The following is a 19,002-nucleotide window of genomic DNA, read 5'->3' as shown; positions in this document are numbered from 1 at the left end:
GAGCGGGTGTCACCGAGTGCAGCACCCGGTCGGGATCCCGTGCACCCTCGCCCGGGGGTGGGCGCTACGCGCGGACTGCTGCCTCGCCGTCGGCGCGAGCGGCGACGAGCTCCCGGATCGCTTCGTCCGCCTCCTGCGCGAACGCCTGCAGCTCGTCCAGGTCCACCCGATCCGCATCGCGCGGGAACGCGTGCAGCAGGCACAGGGCGCCGATCGCCGACCCGTCGGGCGCGTGCACGGGGGCGCCCGCGTAGAAGCGCGCGTGCTCGAGGTCGAGGAAGCCGTTGGAGGCGAACCGCGGGTCCCGCTCCAGGTTCTCCACGACCAGCGGCCGGTCGGAGTCGACCACGATCGGGCAGCCGGTCAGCGAGGCGGGCACCTGCATGGGTGCCGTGCCGCCGTGCGCGACGTGCCACGTGCGCCCGCCGTCGACCATCGTGACGGCGGACTCCATCACACCGAAGCGGTCGCGCGCGCGGGCCAGGATCTCCTCCAGCGCGAGCAGCGCGCCCTCCCGCCTCGCCTCGACGACGGCGCGCACGGTGTCGTGGCCGAAGGTCTCCGCCGCGGCCGGGATCTCGGCCGCACCGCCGACGATCGCCTCGCCCACCACGGCCGTGAGCGCGGCGGCGAACGCCTCGTACAGCGCGGCGTCCGGTACGGACCCGGTATGGGGCCGCAGGTCGGGCGACGGCACGAACCGCGTCGCCGGCCGGTCGCCCACGACGCGGCGCGAGACCGAGTCGAGCCGGCGCGCGCGGCGGCGGAGCAGGGCGCTCATCCGGCGCACCCGCTGCGCGGCGTAGACGTCGGGGATGCCGACCACCACGATCGGGGCGCCATCGGGCAGGTCGCGACGCACGGCGTCCAGCAGGTCGCCGAGCCGCGCCTCCCAGTCCCGTGCGGGCGTCAGCCGCATCGCGTCGTTCGAGCCGATCGCGACGACGGCGCAGTCGAACGACCGGTCCGCCCGGCCCTCGAGCCAGAGCGGAGCGGTCTGCGCGCTCATCGCCGCGTCGCCGACGAACTCGACCTCGCAGCCGAGGCCCGTGGCCGCCGCGAGCGCGGCGGCGAGGCGGCCGGTGGGCGCGGCCCGGTGGGAGGCGACGCCCCAGCCGTGGCCGATGCCGTTCGCGACCAGCAGGACGCGCCGGACCCCCTGCTCGGGCGAGCCGCTGCGGACCACGGTGTGATCGGTGGGCCGGACCATCCCGCCCCGCCGGAGGTGCATCAGGGCGTACGCGAGGCCCGCGGCGCGGCGCAGGGGGCCGGTACGGCTCGCCGGATGCGTCATGTCGGCATCGTCCTGCCCGCGCGCGGGTGGGAGCGAGCCCCAGTGCACGTGCCACGGGAACCGCGGGCGACGGCCATGTACCGAGTCTGGCTCCCGGCGGAAGGGGACGGCGACCCCCAGACCGCGGCGCGCAGATCGTGCACCCGGCAGGGAGCCGAGCGCACGGGATCAGCGGATGTGCTCGACCTGCTGCTGCGCCAGACCGGTGTACGACGCGGGCGTGAGGTCCGCGAGCCGCTGGGCCGCGGCCGCGTCCAGGCCGAGTCCCGCGACGAACTCGCGCATCCGCTCGGCGGTGACCCGCCGGCCCCGCGTGAGCGCCTTCACGAGCTCGTACGGGTTGGTCGCCGCGCTGCGCCCGGCGACGATCTCGGCGCGCACCACCGTCTGCACGGCCTCCCCCAGCACCTCCTGGTTGGCGTCGAGGTCCGCGAGCAGCCGGTCGCGGTCGAGATCGATCTCGCGCAGCCCGCGCGCCAGGTTGTCGAGCGCCACGAGGCCGTGCCCCAGGGCGACGCCGACGTTCCGCTGGGTCGTCGAGTCGGTGAGGTCGCGCTGCCAGCGGGAGGTGACGAGGGTGCGGGACAGCGTGGTCAGCAGGCCGTCCGCGAGCTCGAGGTTCGCCTCCGCGTTCTCGAACCGGATGGGGTTCACCTTGTGCGGCATCGTCGAGCTGCCGGTCGCGCCCGCCTGCGGCACCTGCGTGAGGTACCCCTCCGCGATGTACATCCAGACGTCGGTGCAGAGGTTGTGCAGCACGCCGCCGACGTGGGCGAGGCGCCCGTACAGCTCGACCTGCCAGTCGTGCGACTCGATCTGCGTCGTCAGGGGGTTCCAGACGAGGCCGAGACCCTCGACGAAGCCGCGGGCGAGTGCCTGCCAGTCGGTGCCGGGGGCCGCGACGACGTGCGCGGCGAAGTCGCCGCTGGCCCCGTTCGCCTTGCCGGTGACCTCCACGGCGTCGATCCGGGCGCGCAGGCGGGTGAGCCGGTGGACGAAGACGGCGAGCTCCTTGCCCATCGTGGTCGGCGTCGCCGCCTGCCCGTGGGTGCGCGCGAGCATCGGCGCGTCCGCCCACCGCAGCGCGAGCTCGCGCAGCCGGTCGACGACGACGTCGAGCGCCGGCAGCCACACCTCCCGCACGGCGGACCGGACGGTGAGCGCGACCGCGAGGTTGTTGACGTCCTCGCTCGTGCACGCGAAGTGCACCAGCTCGCTCAGCCGCGACAGCCCGAGCGCCTCGAGCCGGTCGCGGAGGAAGTACTCGACGGCCTTCACGTCGTGGCGGGTGACCGCCTCGTGCGCGGCCAGCTGCGCCACCTGGTCGGCGCCGAACGTCGCGACGACGTCCCGCAGGGCGCTGCGCTGCGCGTCGGGGAGGGGCGCGGTGCCGGCGACGCCCGCATCCGTGAGGGCGATCAGCCACTCCACCTCGACCCTGACCCGGGCGCGGTTGAGCGCGGCCTCGGACAGGTGCTCGGACAGCGGCGCGGTCGCGGCGCGGTAGCGGCCGTCGAGCGGGGAGAGCGGCTGGTCGGCGAGGGCGGTCATCCGGCATCCTTTCCTCAGGGGTACGGCGTCCATCCTCCCAAGGCGCGGGTCCGCTCCTCCCCAGGACGGATCCGCCGACGCGGTCCGGCCGTGGGGCATCCTTCCCGCGTGCTGATCCCCGACCAGGCCGCCCCCACCGGGAACGACGCCGCGCTCGAGCTCGCGCTGCTGCAGCGGCTCGTCGACGAGGTGCCGCTGCCGCCGCCGCTGCTCCCCGGCTGGCAGTCCCTCGCCGCGGCCGAGTACGCGCGCTCGGTGCGGTCGGTGGCCGCGTCGCTGGCGGCCGCGTCGGCGGCGTTCACCGCGGCGAGGGCGTCGTGAGCGGCCCGTCCGTCACCGGCGGCGGCTCGACGGCCGTGGACACGGCGGCGATGCTGCAGGCCTCGACCACGCTCGCCCGGGCGGGGCAGGACCTCGCCGGCCTCGAGAGCCGAGCGGGCGCCTGCGCGGCTGCGCTGCCGGCATCGCCCCGGCGCGCGCACCTGGACCAGGCGCTCGCCGCGGTCCGTTCCGCGCGGGCGGGCAGCGAGGCGGCCGCCGACGGGCTGCGGATCGCGGCCGAGCGGTACGGCGCGGTCGAGGCGGCCGTCCGGACCGCGCAGGAGCGGCTCGCCGCGGAGGCCGCGGCCGCCGCCGGCACCGCCTCGACGTTGCTGATCCCGGTCCTCGGCCCGGGCGGCGTGCTGCTCGTCGCCGCCGGCGCGGTGCAGCTGGCTGCCGGGCTCGTGGCGCTGCGCACGCTCCAGCGGTTCGCGGAGACGGGCCGGGTGGCGCCGCAGAGCGATCCGGTGCTGCTGCGCGCGCTCGCCCTCGCGCTCTCCTCCCTCGACGACGGCGCCCGCGGCGCCCTGCTGCAGCAGCCGCTCGGTCGGGCGCCGCAGAACGATCCCGCCGGCCCGCTCGGGACGGAGGCGCTCGCGGGCGTCCTCGCCGGCCTCCTCCTGCTGCCCGCGGGCGCGCCCCTGTCCGTCCGGCCGACCCGGCACGCCGCCGTCCGGGGCCCGGGCTCGCTTGCCGCGCTCGCCGACCGCCTCCCCGACGGCCAGGAGCCCGACGGCCAGGTGCGGATCGAGCGCTACCAGGACGAGGGCGGCACGCGCTGGATCGTGTACATCGCCGGCACGGTGACGTTCGATCGCGACAGCGGCGACGAGCCGTTCGACCTCGCGTCCGACGTGCTCGGGGTCGCGCACCGCCCCGCCGACTCGGAGGACGCGGTGCTGGAGGCCATGCGGCAGGCGGGCATCGGGGCCGACGAGCCCGTCCTGCTGGTCGGGCACTCGCAGGGGGCCCTCGACGCGGTCCGGGTCGCCGAGGACGGCGGCTACCGGGTCGGCGGCGTCGTCGGCTTCGGCGGTCCGACCGGGCAGATCGTGCTGCCCGAGACCGTTCCGGTGCTCGCGGTCGAGCACGACGAGGACCTCGTCCCGGTGCTCGGCGGCACGGCGGCGGGCGGCGCCGCGGGGCTGCGCCGGCTGGTGGTCCGCAGGACGCTGCCGGACGGCGGCTTCGGCGCGGCCACGTCGCCGGCGACCGCCGCGTTCCCCGCCCACGACCTCGGCGCCTACCGCCGCACGATCGCGGCAGCGGAGACGGCCGGCGACGCCCGGGTGGACGCGTTCCGGTCCGGGGTCGCCCCGTTCCTCGACGCGGAGGAGGGCACGTCGACCCGGTACCGGGCGACGCGGGTCAGTCCGGGTTCCTCCCCGACAGCGGCCGCAGGATCGTCCCGACGATGAAGCCGATCACCCCGAGCACCAGCGCCCCGAGGACGCCCCACCAGAACCCGTCGACCCGCAGACCGAACCCGATCAGGTCGCTGATCCAGGACACCAGCAGGAACAGCAACCCGTTCACCACCAGGGAGATGAGCCCGAGCGTCAGCAGGTAGAGGGGGAAGGCCACGATGCGGATCGCCGTGCCGAGCACCCCGTTGACGATGCCGAAGAGCAGACCGAGCAGCAGGAACGTGAGGACGGTGGCGACGGGGTCGCCCGCGTAGGGCACGACGCGCACGCCGTCGCCCTGGTTGAAGGCGGCGAACAGCAGGGTCGTGAGCCACAGCGCGATCGCGTTCACGACCGCCCTGACCACGAACCGGCGCATCCCCTCACTATGGCAGCCGCTGCACCCGCGGTCGATGCGGCGCGACGCGGAGGGACGCGGACCGGACCGACCGCGGTGGTGCGACCCCCCCACGTTCCGCCGGATTCCTTGTGGTCGTCCTCCAGCGGTGGCGGGTCGGATCCTCGCTACTGTCCACGGATACAGTGATCCGCGGGCCGCGCGGCCCCTCGTGCGGCCTTCGGGGGTCCGCGCGCACGCACCAGTGAGGAGCGCACGTGGCCTCAGGCTCCGATGCCGTCAGCGTGCTCGACGAGCACGGCGCGGTCCGTCCCTCGCCGGCTGGGGAGCCCTACGCCGATCGGGCGCTCGCCGTGCCGCTCGAGGAGCGCATCGGGTTCCTGCGCGACATGGTGCGCACGCGGGCGTTCGACGTCGCCGCGGCGAACCTGCAGCGGCAGGGGCACCTCGCGCTCTGGGTGTCGAGCTGGGGCCAGGAGGCGGCCCAGGTCGGCTCCGCCCGCGCGACCCGGGCGCAGGACACGATCTTCCCCTCCTACCGCGAGCACGCCGTCGGGATGATCCGCGGGCTCGATCCGCTCGCGATCGTGCGGCTGCTGCGCGGCGTCGCGCACGGCACCTGGGACCCCGCCGAGAACGGCGGCTTCCGCCAGTACTGTCTGGTCCTCGGCTCGCAGACGCTGCACGCCGTCGGCTACGCCTTGGGGATCCAGCTCGACGGCGCCACGGCGACCGGCGACCCGGAGCGCGACGAGGCGGTCGTGGTCTACCTCGGCGACGGCGCGACCTCGCAGGGCGACTCGAACGAGGCGCTGGTGTTCGCGGCGAGCTATCGGGCGCCGGTCGTCTTCTTCGTGCAGAACAACCACTGGGCGATCTCCGTGCCGGTCGAGCGCCAGTCGCGCGTGCCGCTCGCGCAGCGCGCGTCCGGCTTCGGCCTGCCCGGCGTGCGCCTGGACGGCAACGACGTGCTCGCCGCGTTCGCCGTGACGGGGGCGCTGCTCGAGGACGCGCGCGCCGGCCGGGGGCCGGGCCTGATCGAGGCGGTCACGTACCGGATCCAGGGGCACTCCTCCTCGGACGACCCGACGAAGTACCGGTCGGAGGAGGAGCTGCAGCGGTGGGCCGACCGGGACCCGGTCCTGCGGCTGCGCCGCCACCTCGAGCTCGAGGGAGTCGGCGCCGAGACGTTCGACCTGATCGACGCGGAGGCGGCCGACCTCGCCGCCGACGTGCGCCGTCGCACGCTCGAGCTGGTCGAGCCGGTCGTCGCCGACATGTTCGAGCACGTCTACGCGGAGCCGCATCCGCTCGTGGCGGAGCAGCTGCGGTGGCTCACGGACTACGAGGCGTCGTACGGGGGCGACCGATGACGACGATGCCGATGGTCCGCGCGCTGAACGCCGGGCTGAAGAAGGCCATGGGCGCCGACCCGAAGGTCCTGCTCATGGGCGAGGACGTCGGGCGGCTCGGCGGCGTGTTCCGGGTGACGGAGGGGCTGCAGGCCGAGTTCGGCGAGCAGCGGGTGCGGGACACGCCCCTCGCCGAGTCGGGGATCGTCGGCACGGCGATCGGGCTCGCGATGCGCGGCTACCGGCCCGTGTGCGAGATCCAGTTCGACGGGTTCATCTACCCGGCGTTCGACCAGATCACCTCGCAGCTGGCGAAGATGACGAACCGGCACGGGGGCACGCTCTCCATGCCGGTCGTCGTCCGCGTGCCCTTCGGCGGGCACATCGGCGCCGTCGAGCACCACCAGGAGAGCCCCGAGGCGCTCTTCGCCCACACCGCCGGCCTGCGCGTCGTGAGCCCGTCGACGCCGAACGACGCGTACTGGATGATCCAGCAGGCGATCGAGTCGAACGACCCGGTGATGTTCTTCGAGCCGAAGGGGCGCTACTGGCCGAAGGGCGAGGTCGACCTGGCCGCCCCGGCGGTCGGGCTGCACGACTCCCGCGTCGTGCGCACCGGCACGGACGCGACGCTGATCGGCTACGGGCCGATGGTGAGCGTGCTGCTCTCCGCGGCGGAGCTCGCGGCGGAGGAGGGCAGGAGCCTGGAGGTCGTCGACGTGCGGTCCCTCTCCCCCGTCGACTGGGAACCGCTCGTCGCGAGCGTCGAGAAGACGGGCAGGGCCGTCGTGGCCCACGAGGCGTCCGGCTTCCTCGGGATGGGCGCGGAGATCGCCGCGCAGCTGGCCGAGCGCGCCTTCTACTCGCTCGAGGCCCCCGTGCTGCGCGTGACGGGGTTCGACATCCCGTTCCCCCCTGCGAGACTCGAGAAGCTCCACCTGCCCGACGTGGACCGCGTGCTGGACGCCGTCGACCGCGCCTTCGCGTATTAGGAGAGTCGTGACCACGTCCCACTTCAGCCTGCCCGACGTCGGGGAGGGCCTCACCGAGGCCGAGATCGTCTCCTGGCGGATCGCTCCGGGCGACGAGGTCGAGGTGAACCAGGTCATCGTCGAGATCGAGACGGCGAAGTCGCTGGTCGAGCTGCCGTCGCCGTACGCCGGGACCGTGGCCGAGCTGCTCGTCGCGGAGGGCGACACGGTGGCGGTCGGCACGCCGATCATCGCCGTCGCCTCCGGCACCCCGGAGCAGATCGCCTCCCCCCTCCAGACGCCGGCGCAGTCCGCGTCGCCCATGGAGGCGCAGGTCCGCGAGCCCGCGGAGCAGGTGGAGGAGCGCTCCGGCGCCGTGCTCGTGGGGTACGGCGTCGACGCCCACGCGAAGAGCCGCCGCGGGCAGCGCCGGGGTCCCGTCGCCCGCCCGGTGCCGCCGCGCGCCCCCGTCGCCGCGCCCGTCAAGCCGCCGATCCGCAAGCTCGCGAAGGACCTCGGGGTCGACCTCGGCCGGGTCGCGCCGAGCGGGCCGTCCGGGGAGGTGACGAGGGACGACGTGCTGCGCGCGAAGCAGCAGGAGAGCGTCTTCCGCAACGTCGAGACGCCGGCCTGGCCCGACAGCCGGGAGGAGCGCATCCCGGTCAAGGGCGTGCGCAAGGCGATCGCGAGCGCGATGGTGCGCAGCGCGTTCACCGCCCCGCACGTGAGCGTCTTCGTGGACGTCGACGCGACGCGGACGATGGAGTACATCAAGCGGCTGAAGGCGTCGCCGGACTTCGGGTCCGTGAAGATCTCGCCGCTGCTCGTGATGGCCCGCGCGGTGATCTGGGCGGTGCGCCGCAACCCGAGCGTCAACTCCACCTGGACCGACGCCGAGATCGTCGTGCACCACTACGTGAACCTCGGCATCGCCGCGGCGACCCCCCGCGGGCTCATCGTGCCGAACGTCAAGGACGCGCAGTCGCAGTCGATGCGGTCGCTCGCCGGGTCGCTCGAGCAGCTGGTCATCACCGCCAGGGACGGCAAGACCACGCCGGCCGACATGGCGCAGGGCACGATCACCATCACGAACCTCGGCAGCTTCGGCATGGACACCGGCACGCCGATCCTCAACCCGGGCGAGGTCGCGATCGTCGCGCTCGGCACGATCCGGCAGAAGCCGTGGGTCGTCGACGGCGAGGTCGTGCCCCGCTTCGTCACGACGATCGGCGCCAGCTTCGACCACCGCGTCGTCGACGGCGACGTCGCCAGCCGCTTCACCGCCGACGTGGCCGCGATCCTGGAGGAGCCGGCGCTGCTGCTCGACTGACCGGGCCGGGCCCGCGATCGCCTCCGGCGGGGGACCCAGCATGGTCGGCTTGCGTCGTGCGTTTTGAAGGAGTTTCGGCGTCGATGTCTGAGGGCTCCGGATCAGCCGCGCCGAAACTCCTTCAAAACGAACGCTGGGTCCAGCCATCTCGAAACCCCCGTGCGACCCCGAAGGCTCAAGTTGAGAATGATTACCAGTAGACCCTAGGCTGCAGGACATGCGGCGCCTGCTCCCCCTCGCTCTGATCCCCGTCCTGCTGCTCGCGGGATGCGCGGGCATGCCGGCCGCCGGTCCGAGCGCGGACGGCCGCGTGCGCGTGGTGGCGTCCACGGACGTGTGGGGCGACATCGTCACGCGGATCGGCGGCTCGGCCGTGGCGGTCGACTCGATCATCACCGACCCGGACCGCGACCCGCACGAGTACCAGGCCGACCCGCGCGACCAGCTCGCCGTCTCCCGCGCGCAGCTGGTCGTCGTCAACGGCGGCGGCTACGACGACTTCCTCTCCCAGCTGCTGAAGAACGCGCCGGGGTCGACCGAGGTCGTGGACGCCGCCGACGCCTCCGGCCTCGACCAGCACCCCGCGACGGGCGAGTTCAACGAGCACATCTGGTACGACTTCCCGGCCGTCTCGAAGGTCGCCGGCGTCATCGCCGACGAGCTGACGAAGGCGGCCCCCTCGAGGGCCTCGACCTTCACCTCCGGGCTGGCGGCCTTCCGGACCGACCTCTCGGGCCTCGAGCGCACGGAGGCGCAGCTGCGCGCCTCCGGCGCGGGGAAGGGCGTCGCGATCACGGAGCCCGTGCCGCTGTACATGACGACCGCGCTCGGGCTCGAGAACCGCACGCCCGCCGCCTTCAGCGAGGCGATCGAGGAGGGCGACGACGTCGCGCCGGCGGTGCTGCGGCAGCAGCTGGCCCTCTTCACCGGCCACGAGGTCGCGGTGCTCGCGTACAACGAGCAGACCACCGGCGCTACCACCGAGCAGGTGCTGGCCGCCGCGAGGAGCGCGCGCGTCCCCGTCGTCGGGGTGAGGGAGACGCTGCCGGACGGGCAGGATTACCTGCAGTGGATGCAGCACGATCTCGAGGCGTTCCGCGCGGCGCTGGCGAAGTGACCCCGGCCCTCACCCTGGCGGGGGCCTCGCTCGCCTTCGGCGGCAGGACCCTCTGGCGCGACCTCGACCTCGAGGTCGCGCCAGGTGAGTTCATCGCCGTGCTCGGCCCGAACGGCTCCGGCAAGACCACCCTGCTGAAGGCGGTGCTCGGCGTGCAGCCGCTCAGCGCCGGCTCGCTCACCGTGCTCGGCCGCCCGCCAGCCCGCGGCGACCGGCGGATCGGCTACATCCCCCAGCAGCGGCTGCTCGACGCCTCCACCCCGGTGCGCGGCGCGGACCTCGTCGGGTTCGGGGTGGACGGGCGGCGCTTCGGGCTGCCCTTCCGGCGCCGGGCCGATCGGCAGCGCATCCGCCGCCTCGTCGCCGACGTCGGTGCGGAGGCGTTCGCCCACCGGCCGGCGTGGCGGCTGTCGGGCGGCGAGCAGCAGCGGCTCCGCATCGGGCAGGCGGTGGCGGACGACCCGGCGCTGCTGCTCTGCGACGAGCCGCTCATCTCGCTCGACCTCGCCAACCAGGCGGCGGTGAGCACCCTGATCGACCGGCAGCGTCGCGAGCACGGCGCGGCGGTGCTGTTCGTGACGCACGACGTGAACCCGGTGCTCGGGTACGTCGACCGGGTGGTCTACCTCGTCGACGGCCGGGTCCGCATCGGGCCGCCGGACGAGGTGCTCACCTCCCCCGTGCTCAGCGAGCTGTACGGCACGCACGTCGACGTGATCCGCGTGCACGACCGGGTCGTCGTGGTCGGCGCGGAGCACGAGCCCCACGAGCACGCGGAGCGCCCGGCATGACCCTGTTCGACTTCAGCGACTACGGCGCGCTGCTCTCCCTCGTCTCGAACTCGCTGATCGCCGGCGCGCTGCTCGGGATCGTCGGCGGGCTCGTCGGGTTCTTCGTGATGGCGCGGGACCTGCCGTTCGCGGTGCACGGGATCAGCGAGCTGTCCTTCGCGGGAGCGGCCGGCGCCCTGCTCGTGGGCGCCGACGTCGTGGTCGGGTCCGTCGTCGGGTCGGTCGCGGCGGCGCTGCTCATCGGGCTGCTCGGCGCGCGGGCGCGCGAGCGGAACTCGGTGATCGGGGTGCTCATGCCGTTCGGGCTGGGGCTGGGCATCCTGTTCCTCGCGATCTACCCGGGCCGCGCGGCCAACCGCTTCGGCCTGCTGACCGGCCAGGTGGTGTCCGTGGACGGCCCGCAGGTGCTCGTGCTGATCGCGGTGTCGCTGGTCGTGCTGGTCGGGCTGCTGGTGATGTGGCGGCCGCTCCTGTTCGCGAGCGTGGACGAGGACGTCGCCGTCGCCCGCGGGGTGCCGACCCGCGCCCTCTCCGTCGCGTTCATGGTGCTGCTGGCCCTCACCGTCTCCGTCGCCGTGCAGACGATCGGCGCGCTGCTCGTGCTCGCGCTGCTGGTGACGCCGGCTGCGGCGGCGCTGCGGGTCGCATCCGGACCGCTCGCCGTCAGCCTGCTGAGCATGCTGTTCGCCACGGTGTCGGTCGTCGGCGGCATCCTGGTCGCACTCGGCTCGGCCATCCCGATCAGCCCGTTCGTGACCACCATCTCCTTCGCGATCTACCTGGTGTGCCGCATCGCCGGGGGCCGCCGCGGCGCACGCGTACGCTCGGCCGCATGAAGCGGCGGACGTGGCAGCGCACCGCGGTGCAGGAGGCGCTCGCGGGCCGGGACGACTTCGTCAGCGCCCAGTCGCTGCACTCCGCCCTGCGCGCGGGCGGGTCCCCGATCGGGCTCGCGACCGTCTACCGCGCGCTGTCCGACCTCGCGGAGGAGGGCGAGGCCGACTCGCTGCAGGCGGAGGGCGAGAGCCTGTACCGCGCGTGCGCCTCCCCTGGTCACCACCACCACCTGATCTGCCGATCGTGCGGGCGGACGGTGGAGATCCAGGCGGACGCGATCGAGTCGTGGGCGGCCTCGGCGGCCGCCGCGCACGGCTTCAGCGACCCTCAGCACGTCGTCGATGTGTTCGGAACTTGCGGCGCCTGCGCGGCCCGCGGCGGGTCGCAGATCCTCTGAAACCGAAGCACGTGTTCGAACCTCGGTGTTCCACGTGTCGATCCGTTGCACGTGCGGAACCGGCCCTCGATCGGCGCTCTGGTAGGCTCCTCGACCGGCCGCGTCGCGGCAGTGGGCGTCCCGCACCCGGGGTGCTCGCAGACAAGTGATCTTGGGTGCGCGTGCGTCACGCACGTGCACGGTAGAAGGAGGAGAACGTGGCAGCAGTGTGCCAGGTGACCGGAGCCGGACCCGGCTTCGGGAACACCATCTCGCACTCGCACCGACGCAACCGTCGTCGGTTCGACATCAACATCCAGAAGAAGAAGTACTACGTGCCGTCGCTGAAGCGCACCGTCACGCTCACGGTCTCGACCAAGGGCATCAAGGTGATCGAGGCCCGCGGCATCGAGAGCGTGGTGGCGACGATGATCGCCCGCGGGGAGAAGATCTGATGGCCCGCCAGCAGGACGTCCGCCCGATCATCAAGCTGAAGTCGACGGCCGGCACCGGGTACACCTACGTGACCCGGAAGAACCGCCGCAACAACCCCGACCGCATCGTGCTGAAGAAGTACGACCCGGTGATCCGCAAGCACGTCGACTTCCGCGAGGAGCGCTAAGCATGGCCAAGAAGAGCAAGATCGCGCGCAACGAGCAGCGCGCCGTGGTGGTCGAGCGCTACCGCGTCAAGCGGCTCGAGCTGAAGAAGCAGCTGGTCGACCCGGCCGGCACGGACGAGTCCCGCGAGGAGGCCCGCGTCGCGCTGCAGAAGCTGCCCCGCAACGCCTCGCCGGTGCGTCTGCGCAACCGCGACGCCGTCGACGGTCGTCCGCGCGGCAACCTCTCGAAGTTCGGCATCTCCCGGGTGCGCTTCCGGGAGATGGCCCATCGAGGAGAACTCCCCGGCATCACGAAGTCTTCCTGGTAGGTTTCCGCGTGGTTCCGGGCGACACGCCGGGGACTGATCGGGGCTCGCCCCGTCAACCCGCCGCGATCGCGCGGCCGACCCGTCCGACTCGAGGAGGACGACACAAATGGCAGACACCCTGAACCGCACCGAACTCGTGCAGGCCGTCGCGGCCGAGACCAACCAGTCGCAGGCCACCGTCAACGGTGTCCTCGACGCGCTGTTCTCGACCCTGGCGAAGTCCGTCGCCGGCGGCACGAAGGTGACGATCCCGGGCTGGCTCGCCGTCGAGCAGACCGCCCGCGCCGCTCGGACCGGCCGCAACCCGCAGACGGGTGAGCCGATCGAGATCGCCGCGAGCAAGTCGGTCAAGATCAGCGCCGGCAGCAAGCTGAAGGCCGCCGTCAAGTAGCACGGCCCTCGTACGCGAGCGCCCGTTCCTCCCCACCGGAGGACGGGCGCTCTCGTCGTCCAGGGGCGGGAACGCGCCTACCCTGGATGCGATGAGCAACCGAGCCGTGCGGGTCGCATGGCCGGGCCTGACGATCCTGGTCGCGGTCGCCGCCCTCGTCGTCGTGCTGGTCGTGCAGGGGGACGACGGCCTCGATGCGCTCCGGTCCGGCCGGCCCGTCGTCCGGCTCGGCCTCACGCTGGCGGCGGCGACCGCGCTGGGCCTGCTGATCGCGGCGACGCGGGAGCCCGACCGCCGCCGCCGCAGCCGGCTGCTCGACCTCGCCGCGGTCGCCGCCGCGGCGCAGGCACTCCTCGCGGGGGCGACCGGCTTCCTCGTGTATCTCGGGGCCGCCCCCGCGGCGTCCGCTCCGTCGTTCGGGCCGGGACTCACGACCTTCGCCCTCGAGTTGCCGGTCGGCAGGTCGTGGCTCTCGGCCACGGTCGCCGCGGCGGTCCTGTCCGCGGCCGTCGTGGCCGTGCGCTCGCGCCGCGGTGCGGCGGTCCTCCTGGCGCTCGCCCTGGTGGCGCTGGTCCCCGTCACGCTGCAGGCCACCGCGTCGGGCGACTCGATCGCAGCGGCCCGGACGGCGGTCACGGCGGCGGGGCTGCGCCTCGCGGGCGTGGCCGTGGTCGTCGGAGCGCTGGCCGTCTCGGCGGCGACGGCCCCGGGGGACCGTCGGGCGACGTGGTTCGCGCTGGCCGGTGCGGCAGCGGGGCTGACCGGTTCGGTCTCGACGGCGCTGCTGCGGCAGCGGGAGGGGAGCGGCGTGCTGCTCGCCGTGGACGCCGCCGTGCTGCTCGTCGCGGCGGCCGGCGCCGGGTACGCGGTCCTGGCGAGAGACCCGGTGGCCGCGGTGGCGCGGCGCGTGCAGCTGCTCGCGGCCGCCGCGGCCGCCGGGATCGGGTGCGCGCCGGCGATCACCGACCCCGGGCTGCGGTCCGTCGCCGCGCGGACCACGCCCGCGCAGATCCTGACCGGGGAGGCCCTGCCCGCTCCGCTCGGACTGGGCGCGCTGCTCGGCACATGGCGCGCCGATCCCCTGATGCTGCTCCTGTGCGTCGCGCTCGTCGTCGGCGGCGCGATGGTCGTCCGGCGCTCGCCCGTCGCGCCGGCGCGCGTCCTGTCCTGGTCCGCCGGCGTCGTCGTCCTCCTGTGGGTGACGTGCGGCGGCCTCGCGGTCTCCGCGCCGCTGCTGCTCGCCGCCGCGCTCGCGCAGCACCTGGCGCTCCTGCTGGTCGTCCCCCTGCTGCTCGTCGTCGGCGCGACCCGGGCGTCCCCCTCCCCCGCCGTGCCGGTGCTCACGGACCCGCGCCTGGTCGGCCCCGTCGCCGCCCTGCTGCTGATCGTCCTCATCGGCACGGGCGCGCTGCGCTGGAGCCTCGTCGACCCGCTCGGCGCAGAGGCGGTCGACCTGCTGCTGCTCGCGATCGGCGCGCTGCTCGTGCACGGCGCGCTGCGCCGCGCCTCCTCCACCGTCGGCATGCTCGCCGGCCTGCTGGCCGTGGAGGTCGCGGGCGGCGTCGCGCTCCTCCTCTCGCCCGGCCTGCTGCAGGCCGACTGGTTCGGGGCGATGGGCTGGGGCACGGACGCGCTGGCGGCGCAGCGATGGGCGGGCGTCGTCGGCCTGCTCGTCGCGGTGCCGCCGACGGCCGTGCTGCTCGTCGTGGCGATCCCGCGCCGACCGCGGGCCGGCCGGGCGGCCACGGCTCCCCCGCTCGTGCGCGCATCGGAGGTGGACGCGTGAACGCGGCGCTGGAGGTCGCGCTCACCCCGGCGCAGCAGGCCGTGATCGACGCGGTCGGCGGCGACGACGTGACCCCGCTGCTCGTCACCGGCCGGGCCGGCACCGGCAAGTCGACGGTGCTGCACCGCATCGTCGCCGCCGAGCAGCGCAAGGTCGCCGTGGCGGCGCCGACGGGTGTCGCCGCGCTGAACGTCGGCGGACAGACCATCCACTCCCTCCTCCGCCTGCCCGTCGGGCTGATCGGCAACTCGCGCCTGTACCAGGACCGCGAGCTGCGCAGGCTGCTGCAGGCCGTGGACGTGCTGATCGTCGACGAGATCTCGATGGTGAGCGCCGACCTCATGGACGGCGTGGACCGCGCGCTGCGGGAGGCGCGGGGGCGATCGGACCCGTTCGGCGGCGTGCAGCTGGTCCTGTTCGGCGACCCGTTCCAGCTCGCCCCCGTCCCGGGCGGGGCCGAGGAGCGCGCCTGGTACGCGACCATGTACCGCTCGCTGTGGTTCTTCGACGCCCACGTGTGGGATCGGATCGGGCTGCGGACGCTGCACCTCGACCTCATCCACCGGCAGCAGGACGAGGAGTTCCGGCGGCTGCTCACCGCCGTGCGCCACGGCGCGGTCACCCGCGAGATGGCGCAGCGCCTGAACGATGTCGGTGCCCGTCCCGTGCCCGCGGAGGCGCCGCTCACCCTCGCGACCCGGAACGACGCCGTCGCGGCGATCAACCGGCAGGCGCTGGCGGCGCTGCCGGGGGAGGAGGCGACGGCGGTCGCGGAGGTGGACGGCGACTTCGGCGGGCGCACCTTCCCGGCCGACGAGCAGCTGCGCCTCAAGGCCGGCGCGCACGTGATGATGCTGCGGAACGACTCCGAGGGCCGGTGGGTGAACGGCTCGATGGGCGTGGTGTCGAAGCTCGCCAGGGGCCGGCTGTCCGTCGAGATCGACGGCGTCGCGCACGACGTCGAGCCGGTGACCTGGGAGCGGCACCGGTACTCCGTCTCCCCCGACGCGAAGGAGCTGACGCGGGAGGTCGTCGCGCAGTTCCGGCAGCTGCCGGTGCGGCTCGGCTGGGCGGTCACGATCCACAAGGCGCAGGGGGCGACGCTGGACGCCGCGCGCATCGACCTCGGGCAGCGCGCGTTCTCCCCCGGCCAGACCTACGTCGCGCTGAGCCGGCTGACCACCCTGGACGGCCTGTACCTCACGCGGCCGCTCATCCCGGGCGACGTGATCGTCGATCAGGACGTTCGGCGGTGGGTCGAGGAGCGCAGGCGAGCAGCCGCCTCCCCATGACCTCCTCGGCGCGACCGGTGGATCGATCCGCCGGGTCGTGGCCGCGTCAGTGCATCGGCATGGTGCCGCCGGACGACGTGCCGGCGAGGCTCTGGATGGTGACGAACGCGACCGCTGCCGCCGCCGCGCCCGCGGCGACCAGGAACCGCAGCGCGCCCTGCCGCGCCGCCTGCGGTCGGCCGCGGCCGAGGTGCAGCGCGAGCAGGCCGCCGAGCGCGAGGTCGAGCGCTGCGGCGCCGAGCACCGCACCCGTGCTGAGGCCGAACGACACCTCGCTCCCCCGCTGCGCGGCGGCGGGCGGCAGCAGCAGCGCCTCCGCGGTCAGTAGGGCGACGCCCATCAGCGCGACGCCCGCGCCGACCGGCGCGGGCGGTACCGGTTGGCCGAGCGCGGCGACGCCCCACAGCAGCTCTGCGCCGCCGACCAGCACGAGCACGGCGAGCACGACGGGAGGCGCCTCCGGCGCGCTGCCGAGGTGGATCAGCCCGGCGCCGATCGCGGCGAGCCCGGGCCAGGTCCGCACGGGGGCGCGTCAGGCGTGCTGGGCGGAGGGCTCCGGCTGCTCGCTGGCCCGGGTCGCGCCGCGGTCGGCGCCCAGGCCGGTGGCGAGCAGCAGCAGCGCGGTCGCGAGGTGCAGGAAGTGGTCCGGCACGTTCAGCGACAGGAAGTTGATGGGGGAGCGGCCGCCGTCCGGCGCGGTGAGGAAGAAGCCGACGACGCCGAGCAGCAGGTAGGCGGCACCGACGGTGCTGTTCGCCGCGCGTGCGGACGCCGCAGTGCCCGCGCCGGCGATGAGCAGCGCCGCGCCGATCAGCAGGTGCACGAGGTTGTGCAGCGGGTTGACCTCGAAGATGCCGAGGATCGCGTTCGTGCCGTCTCCAGGGCCGGCGAACGGCACGCCGTTGACCCAGAAGAACCCGAGCAGCCCGACCAGCACGTACACGGCGCCGAACAGCATCGCGATGACCCGGTTGGGCGACCGGTGGAAGGCGGTCCCGGGGTTGATCTGGTTGATCTGCACGGCGGGGGCCTCCTCGTTCGACGTCCCGGCGGGACGGGTCAACGATGGCAGGCGCGACCGGGAGTTCGCCAGTTCCGCGCTCGGGGGGAGCCGCGCTGCTGTTCGCGGATCCGGATCGATGGAGCGACACGCCGCCTGCTGGGCTCCGGCTGCGGGGTGTCGTCGAGTCCATCCGGATCCGCGACGGATCTCCGGATCCGCGACGGCACCGGGCCCGCGTCCCGGGTCCCGGACCCGGTCCCCGTGGGCCGGGGCCGTAGCGTGGTGCCCATGACCGATGAGCGCGGGGTGCCCGCGATCGCCGTGACCGTGCCGCCCGACCAGGAGGTGGGCGTGTTCGCGGACTTCGCGGGGATCTGGCACACGCCGAACACGTTCGTGCTCGACTTCCTGTCCCTCACCTCCCCCGGCCCGCAGCTGCAGCAGGTCGACGCGGAGGGGGAGGTCGTCGGCGCGCTGCCCGCGAAGGTCGCCGCCCGCGTGCGCATCCCGGCGGAGCAGGTGTTCCAGATCGTCGCGGCGCTGCAGCAGCAGGCGGACCAGTGGCTGCAGGAGACCGGCAGGCCCGAGCCTCCCGAAGCGTGGCTCCCGCACCCCTGAGCCCCGTCAGGTCCAGTTGCTCGGCGCCTCCGCCCGCGTCGACGGCAGCGCGACCGCGGTCGCCCAGTCGGCGATCCACGGCGCGACCGGGAGTGCGGCGGTGTCGACGCCGAGCAGCTCCCCCAGCTCCGCGGTGCGGACGACGCCGCCCCGCCGCCGCAGGAACGCGCCGCGGAGGATGCCGCGGGCGTAGACCTCGCCGCGCACGGTGAAGCGCTGCTCGACGTACACGGAGCGCTCGTCGTAGCCGATGATCCGCGTCTCGAGCACGTACCGCTGACCGAGCTGCAGCGACCGGCGGTAGGTCATCGTCGACGAGGCGACGACGGGGACCACGCCGGCCGCCGACATCCGCTGCCACACGCCGGCGCGGAGCAGCAGGTCCCACCGCCCCATGTCCATCAGGGACAGGTAGATCCCGTTGTTGATGTGACGCAGCACGTCGATGTCGGTGGGCAGGACCCGCATGCGCAGCCGCGCGACGTCGTGGATCCCGAGCCGCGGCCGGAACCGCCAGGTGAGCTGCAGCAGCAGGGTCCGGAACCACATGTGCACGCGGGGACGGTAGCGATCCGTGCACGGACGCTGGAATCGTTTGTCGGATCGCCACAGTCGGCGTGCGCACCGCCTCCGCGGCGAGTGCAGCTGCGTCGGTCGCTGCGCTCTGCAGCGCTCGCAGCGCCGAGCGAGTGGCATGCGTCGGCCGGAGACGCAGCGCGCTGAGGCGCTCGCGCCGAGGCGGCCACGTGCACCGAGCGGGCGACGGGAATCGAACCCGCACTACCAGCTTGGGAAGCTGGAGTTCTGCCATTGAACTACGCCCGCGTGCGCGGCGGACCGCGCCCGGAGAGTGTAGCAACGGCCCGGGGCGGCCGAGCGGGCCCCCGATAGGGTCTGGGCTGTGCTGCTGTCGGACCGGGACATCGCTGCCGAGCTCGACTCCGGCAGGGTGGTGCTCGACCCGTACGACGCGGGGCTGCTGCAGCCGTCGAGCTTCGACGTGCGGCTCGACCGGTACTTCCGCCTGTTCGACAATCACAAGTACGCGGTGATCGATCCGGCGGAGCATCAGCCGGATCTCACCCGGCTGGTGGAGACGAAACCGGGTCAGCCCTTCATCCTGCATCCGGGAGAGTTCGTGCTGGGGGCGACGTTCGCGGCCAGCGTGGGCAGCGGCGTGCCTGTCGTGGCGGCGGAGTCGGTGGTGCTGATCGCCACGGTGTTCGCGGCCGTCTACCACGCCGAGGTGGTGGCGCACCGGGTCGGGGAGCCGTTCGG

At 74.1% G+C, this 19,002-nt stretch carries 22 protein-coding genes, 1 tRNA gene and 1 pseudogene; 17 read left to right on the top strand and 7 right to left on the bottom strand.

Features of this window, described 5'->3' with window-relative positions; translation table 11 throughout:
- Positions 1-64 precede the first annotated feature (64 nt).
- A complete protein-coding gene (locus tag ACFE60_RS03395; RefSeq protein WP_375387428.1) occupies positions 65-1,294 on the bottom strand; it encodes a GAF domain-containing protein in 1,230 nt (409 codons plus the stop codon).
- A 168-nt stretch (positions 1,295-1,462) separates the two neighbouring features.
- Positions 1,463-2,845, bottom strand: a complete 1,383-nt coding sequence (purB, locus tag ACFE60_RS03390) for an adenylosuccinate lyase (protein WP_375387427.1) — start codon at positions 2,843-2,845, stop codon at positions 1,463-1,465.
- 108 nt (positions 2,846-2,953) lie between these two features.
- Between purB and ACFE60_RS03385 the strand changes: the two genes are divergently transcribed.
- Together ACFE60_RS03385 and ACFE60_RS03380 are read left to right on the top strand one after the other, a co-directional pair.
- Positions 2,954-3,166, top strand: coding sequence for a hypothetical protein (locus ACFE60_RS03385; RefSeq protein ID WP_375387426.1), 213 nt, complete (start codon positions 2,954-2,956; stop codon positions 3,164-3,166).
- Complete coding sequence (locus tag ACFE60_RS03380) at positions 3,163-4,584, top strand: hypothetical protein (protein WP_375387425.1); 1,422 nt, start codon at positions 3,163-3,165, stop codon at positions 4,582-4,584. Before ACFE60_RS03385 ends, ACFE60_RS03380 begins: the two co-directional genes overlap by 4 nt.
- On the opposite strand, the gene ACFE60_RS03375 is transcribed toward ACFE60_RS03380, so the two are convergent.
- Positions 4,535-4,951 (bottom strand): phage holin family protein, encoded by a 417-nt coding sequence (locus ACFE60_RS03375; protein ID WP_375387424.1) that lies wholly within the window; start codon positions 4,949-4,951, stop codon positions 4,535-4,537. The genes ACFE60_RS03380 and ACFE60_RS03375 overlap by 50 nt on opposite strands.
- A gap of 236 nt (positions 4,952-5,187) precedes the next feature.
- Between ACFE60_RS03375 and ACFE60_RS03370 the strand changes: the two genes are divergently transcribed.
- From ACFE60_RS03370 to ACFE60_RS03310, 13 genes are all read left to right on the top strand, one after another.
- Positions 5,188-6,303 (top strand): thiamine pyrophosphate-dependent enzyme, encoded by a 1,116-nt coding sequence (locus tag ACFE60_RS03370; protein ID WP_375387423.1) that lies wholly within the window; start codon positions 5,188-5,190, stop codon positions 6,301-6,303.
- Complete coding sequence (locus ACFE60_RS03365) at positions 6,300-7,274, top strand: alpha-ketoacid dehydrogenase subunit beta (protein ID WP_375387422.1); 975 nt, start codon at positions 6,300-6,302, stop codon at positions 7,272-7,274. Before ACFE60_RS03370 ends, ACFE60_RS03365 begins: the two co-directional genes overlap by 4 nt.
- Positions 7,275-7,281: 7 nt before the next feature.
- Positions 7,282-8,583 (top strand): dihydrolipoamide acetyltransferase family protein, encoded by a 1,302-nt coding sequence (locus tag ACFE60_RS03360; RefSeq protein WP_375387421.1) that lies wholly within the window; start codon positions 7,282-7,284, stop codon positions 8,581-8,583.
- Positions 8,584-8,800: 217 nt separating this feature from the next.
- Positions 8,801-9,700, top strand: coding sequence for a metal ABC transporter solute-binding protein, Zn/Mn family (locus ACFE60_RS03355; protein WP_375387420.1), 900 nt, complete (start codon positions 8,801-8,803; stop codon positions 9,698-9,700).
- Complete coding sequence (locus ACFE60_RS03350; RefSeq protein WP_375387419.1) at positions 9,697-10,491, top strand: metal ABC transporter ATP-binding protein; 795 nt, start codon at positions 9,697-9,699, stop codon at positions 10,489-10,491. Before ACFE60_RS03355 ends, ACFE60_RS03350 begins: the two co-directional genes overlap by 4 nt.
- Positions 10,488-11,327 (top strand): metal ABC transporter permease, encoded by an 840-nt coding sequence (locus ACFE60_RS03345; RefSeq protein ID WP_375387418.1) that lies wholly within the window; start codon positions 10,488-10,490, stop codon positions 11,325-11,327. The genes ACFE60_RS03350 and ACFE60_RS03345 overlap by 4 nt, the downstream gene beginning before the upstream one ends.
- Entirely contained in the window at positions 11,324-11,725 is a 402-nt protein-coding gene (locus ACFE60_RS03340; protein ID WP_375387417.1) for a Fur family transcriptional regulator, read from the top strand. Before ACFE60_RS03345 ends, ACFE60_RS03340 begins: the two co-directional genes overlap by 4 nt.
- Positions 11,726-11,922: 197 nt before the next feature.
- Complete coding sequence (rpmB, locus tag ACFE60_RS03335; RefSeq protein ID WP_375387416.1) at positions 11,923-12,159, top strand: 50S ribosomal protein L28; 237 nt, start codon at positions 11,923-11,925, stop codon at positions 12,157-12,159.
- Positions 12,159-12,326: a 50S ribosomal protein L33 gene (gene rpmG / locus ACFE60_RS03330; protein ID WP_375387415.1), complete on the top strand. Its 168-nt coding sequence runs from the start codon at positions 12,159-12,161 to the stop codon at positions 12,324-12,326. Before rpmB ends, rpmG begins: the two co-directional genes overlap by 1 nt.
- A 2-nt stretch (positions 12,327-12,328) precedes the next feature.
- Positions 12,329-12,634, top strand: a complete 306-nt coding sequence (gene rpsN / locus ACFE60_RS03325) for a 30S ribosomal protein S14 (protein ID WP_375387414.1) — start codon at positions 12,329-12,331, stop codon at positions 12,632-12,634.
- A 106-nt stretch (positions 12,635-12,740) separates the two neighbouring features.
- Positions 12,741-13,025 carry an HU family DNA-binding protein gene (locus tag ACFE60_RS03320; RefSeq protein ID WP_375387413.1) on the top strand — a complete coding sequence of 95 codons (285 nt, stop codon included), beginning with the start codon at positions 12,741-12,743 and terminating at the stop codon, positions 13,023-13,025.
- A gap of 91 nt (positions 13,026-13,116) precedes the next feature.
- Positions 13,117-14,811 (top strand): cytochrome c oxidase assembly protein, encoded by a 1,695-nt coding sequence (locus tag ACFE60_RS03315; protein ID WP_375387412.1) that lies wholly within the window; start codon positions 13,117-13,119, stop codon positions 14,809-14,811.
- Positions 14,808-16,103 (top strand): ATP-dependent RecD-like DNA helicase, encoded by a 1,296-nt coding sequence (locus ACFE60_RS03310; RefSeq protein ID WP_375387411.1) that lies wholly within the window; start codon positions 14,808-14,810, stop codon positions 16,101-16,103. The genes ACFE60_RS03315 and ACFE60_RS03310 overlap by 4 nt, the downstream gene beginning before the upstream one ends.
- A gap of 46 nt (positions 16,104-16,149) precedes the next feature.
- Here ACFE60_RS03310 and ACFE60_RS03305 read toward each other — a convergent pair whose 3' ends face one another.
- On the bottom strand, positions 16,150-16,626 hold the full coding sequence (locus ACFE60_RS03305; protein ID WP_375387410.1) for a hypothetical protein: 477 nt from the start codon (positions 16,624-16,626) through the stop codon (positions 16,150-16,152).
- A 9-nt stretch (positions 16,627-16,635) separates the two neighbouring features.
- Complete coding sequence (locus ACFE60_RS03300; protein ID WP_375387446.1) at positions 16,636-17,061, bottom strand: DUF4383 domain-containing protein; 426 nt, start codon at positions 17,059-17,061, stop codon at positions 16,636-16,638.
- A 333-nt stretch (positions 17,062-17,394) separates the two neighbouring features.
- Between ACFE60_RS03300 and ACFE60_RS03295 the strand changes: the two genes are divergently transcribed.
- Positions 17,395-17,724, top strand: coding sequence for a DUF3467 domain-containing protein (locus ACFE60_RS03295; RefSeq protein ID WP_375387409.1), 330 nt, complete (start codon positions 17,395-17,397; stop codon positions 17,722-17,724).
- Between the two features lie 6 nt (positions 17,725-17,730).
- On the opposite strand, the gene ACFE60_RS03290 is transcribed toward ACFE60_RS03295, so the two are convergent.
- Both ACFE60_RS03290 and ACFE60_RS03285 read right to left on the bottom strand, forming a co-directional pair.
- Positions 17,731-18,273 carry an acyl-CoA thioesterase gene (locus ACFE60_RS03290; protein WP_375387445.1) on the bottom strand — a complete coding sequence of 181 codons (543 nt, stop codon included), beginning with the start codon at positions 18,271-18,273 and terminating at the stop codon, positions 17,731-17,733.
- 205 nt (positions 18,274-18,478) lie between these two features.
- A tRNA-Gly gene (locus ACFE60_RS03285) sits at positions 18,479-18,549 on the bottom strand.
- Positions 18,550-18,625: 76 nt separating this feature from the next.
- Here ACFE60_RS03285 and ACFE60_RS03280 point away from each other — a divergent pair.
- Positions 18,626-19,002 (top strand): annotated as a pseudogene (locus ACFE60_RS03280) (hypothetical protein); the annotation flags it as partial.

Source organism: uncultured Amnibacterium sp. (assembly GCF_964245895.1).
Classification (GTDB): Bacteria; Actinomycetota; Actinomycetes; order Actinomycetales; family Microbacteriaceae; genus Amnibacterium.
This window is presented reverse-complemented; position numbering and strand designations above follow the sequence as displayed.

What these genes read in the sequence shown, in the direction of transcription:
- ACFE60_RS03395 (WP_375387428.1), bottom strand. Translation starts at nt 1,294, where the DNA reads ATGACGCATCCGGCGAGCCGTACCGGCCCCCTGCGCCGCGCCGCGGGC.
- ACFE60_RS03290 (WP_375387445.1), bottom strand. Translation starts at nt 18,273, where the DNA reads ATGTGGTTCCGGACCCTGCTGCTGCAGCTCACCTGGCGGTTCCGGCCG.
- ACFE60_RS03345 (WP_375387418.1), top strand. Translation starts at nt 10,488, where the DNA reads ATGACCCTGTTCGACTTCAGCGACTACGGCGCGCTGCTCTCCCTCGTC.
- ACFE60_RS03365 (WP_375387422.1), top strand. Translation starts at nt 6,300, where the DNA reads ATGACGACGATGCCGATGGTCCGCGCGCTGAACGCCGGGCTGAAGAAG.
- ACFE60_RS03300 (WP_375387446.1), bottom strand. Translation starts at nt 17,061, where the DNA reads ATGCTGTTCGGCGCCGTGTACGTGCTGGTCGGGCTGCTCGGGTTCTTC.
- ACFE60_RS03375 (WP_375387424.1), bottom strand. Translation starts at nt 4,951, where the DNA reads ATGCGCCGGTTCGTGGTCAGGGCGGTCGTGAACGCGATCGCGCTGTGG.
- ACFE60_RS03340 (WP_375387417.1), top strand. Translation starts at nt 11,324, where the DNA reads ATGAAGCGGCGGACGTGGCAGCGCACCGCGGTGCAGGAGGCGCTCGCG.
- rpsN (WP_375387414.1), top strand. Translation starts at nt 12,329, where the DNA reads ATGGCCAAGAAGAGCAAGATCGCGCGCAACGAGCAGCGCGCCGTGGTG.
- ACFE60_RS03355 (WP_375387420.1), top strand. Translation starts at nt 8,801, where the DNA reads ATGCGGCGCCTGCTCCCCCTCGCTCTGATCCCCGTCCTGCTGCTCGCG.
- rpmG (WP_375387415.1), top strand. Translation starts at nt 12,159, where the DNA reads ATGGCCCGCCAGCAGGACGTCCGCCCGATCATCAAGCTGAAGTCGACG.
- ACFE60_RS03315 (WP_375387412.1), top strand. Translation starts at nt 13,117, where the DNA reads ATGAGCAACCGAGCCGTGCGGGTCGCATGGCCGGGCCTGACGATCCTG.
- ACFE60_RS03295 (WP_375387409.1), top strand. Translation starts at nt 17,395, where the DNA reads ATGACCGATGAGCGCGGGGTGCCCGCGATCGCCGTGACCGTGCCGCCC.
- purB (WP_375387427.1), bottom strand. Translation starts at nt 2,845, where the DNA reads ATGACCGCCCTCGCCGACCAGCCGCTCTCCCCGCTCGACGGCCGCTAC.
- ACFE60_RS03320 (WP_375387413.1), top strand. Translation starts at nt 12,741, where the DNA reads ATGGCAGACACCCTGAACCGCACCGAACTCGTGCAGGCCGTCGCGGCC.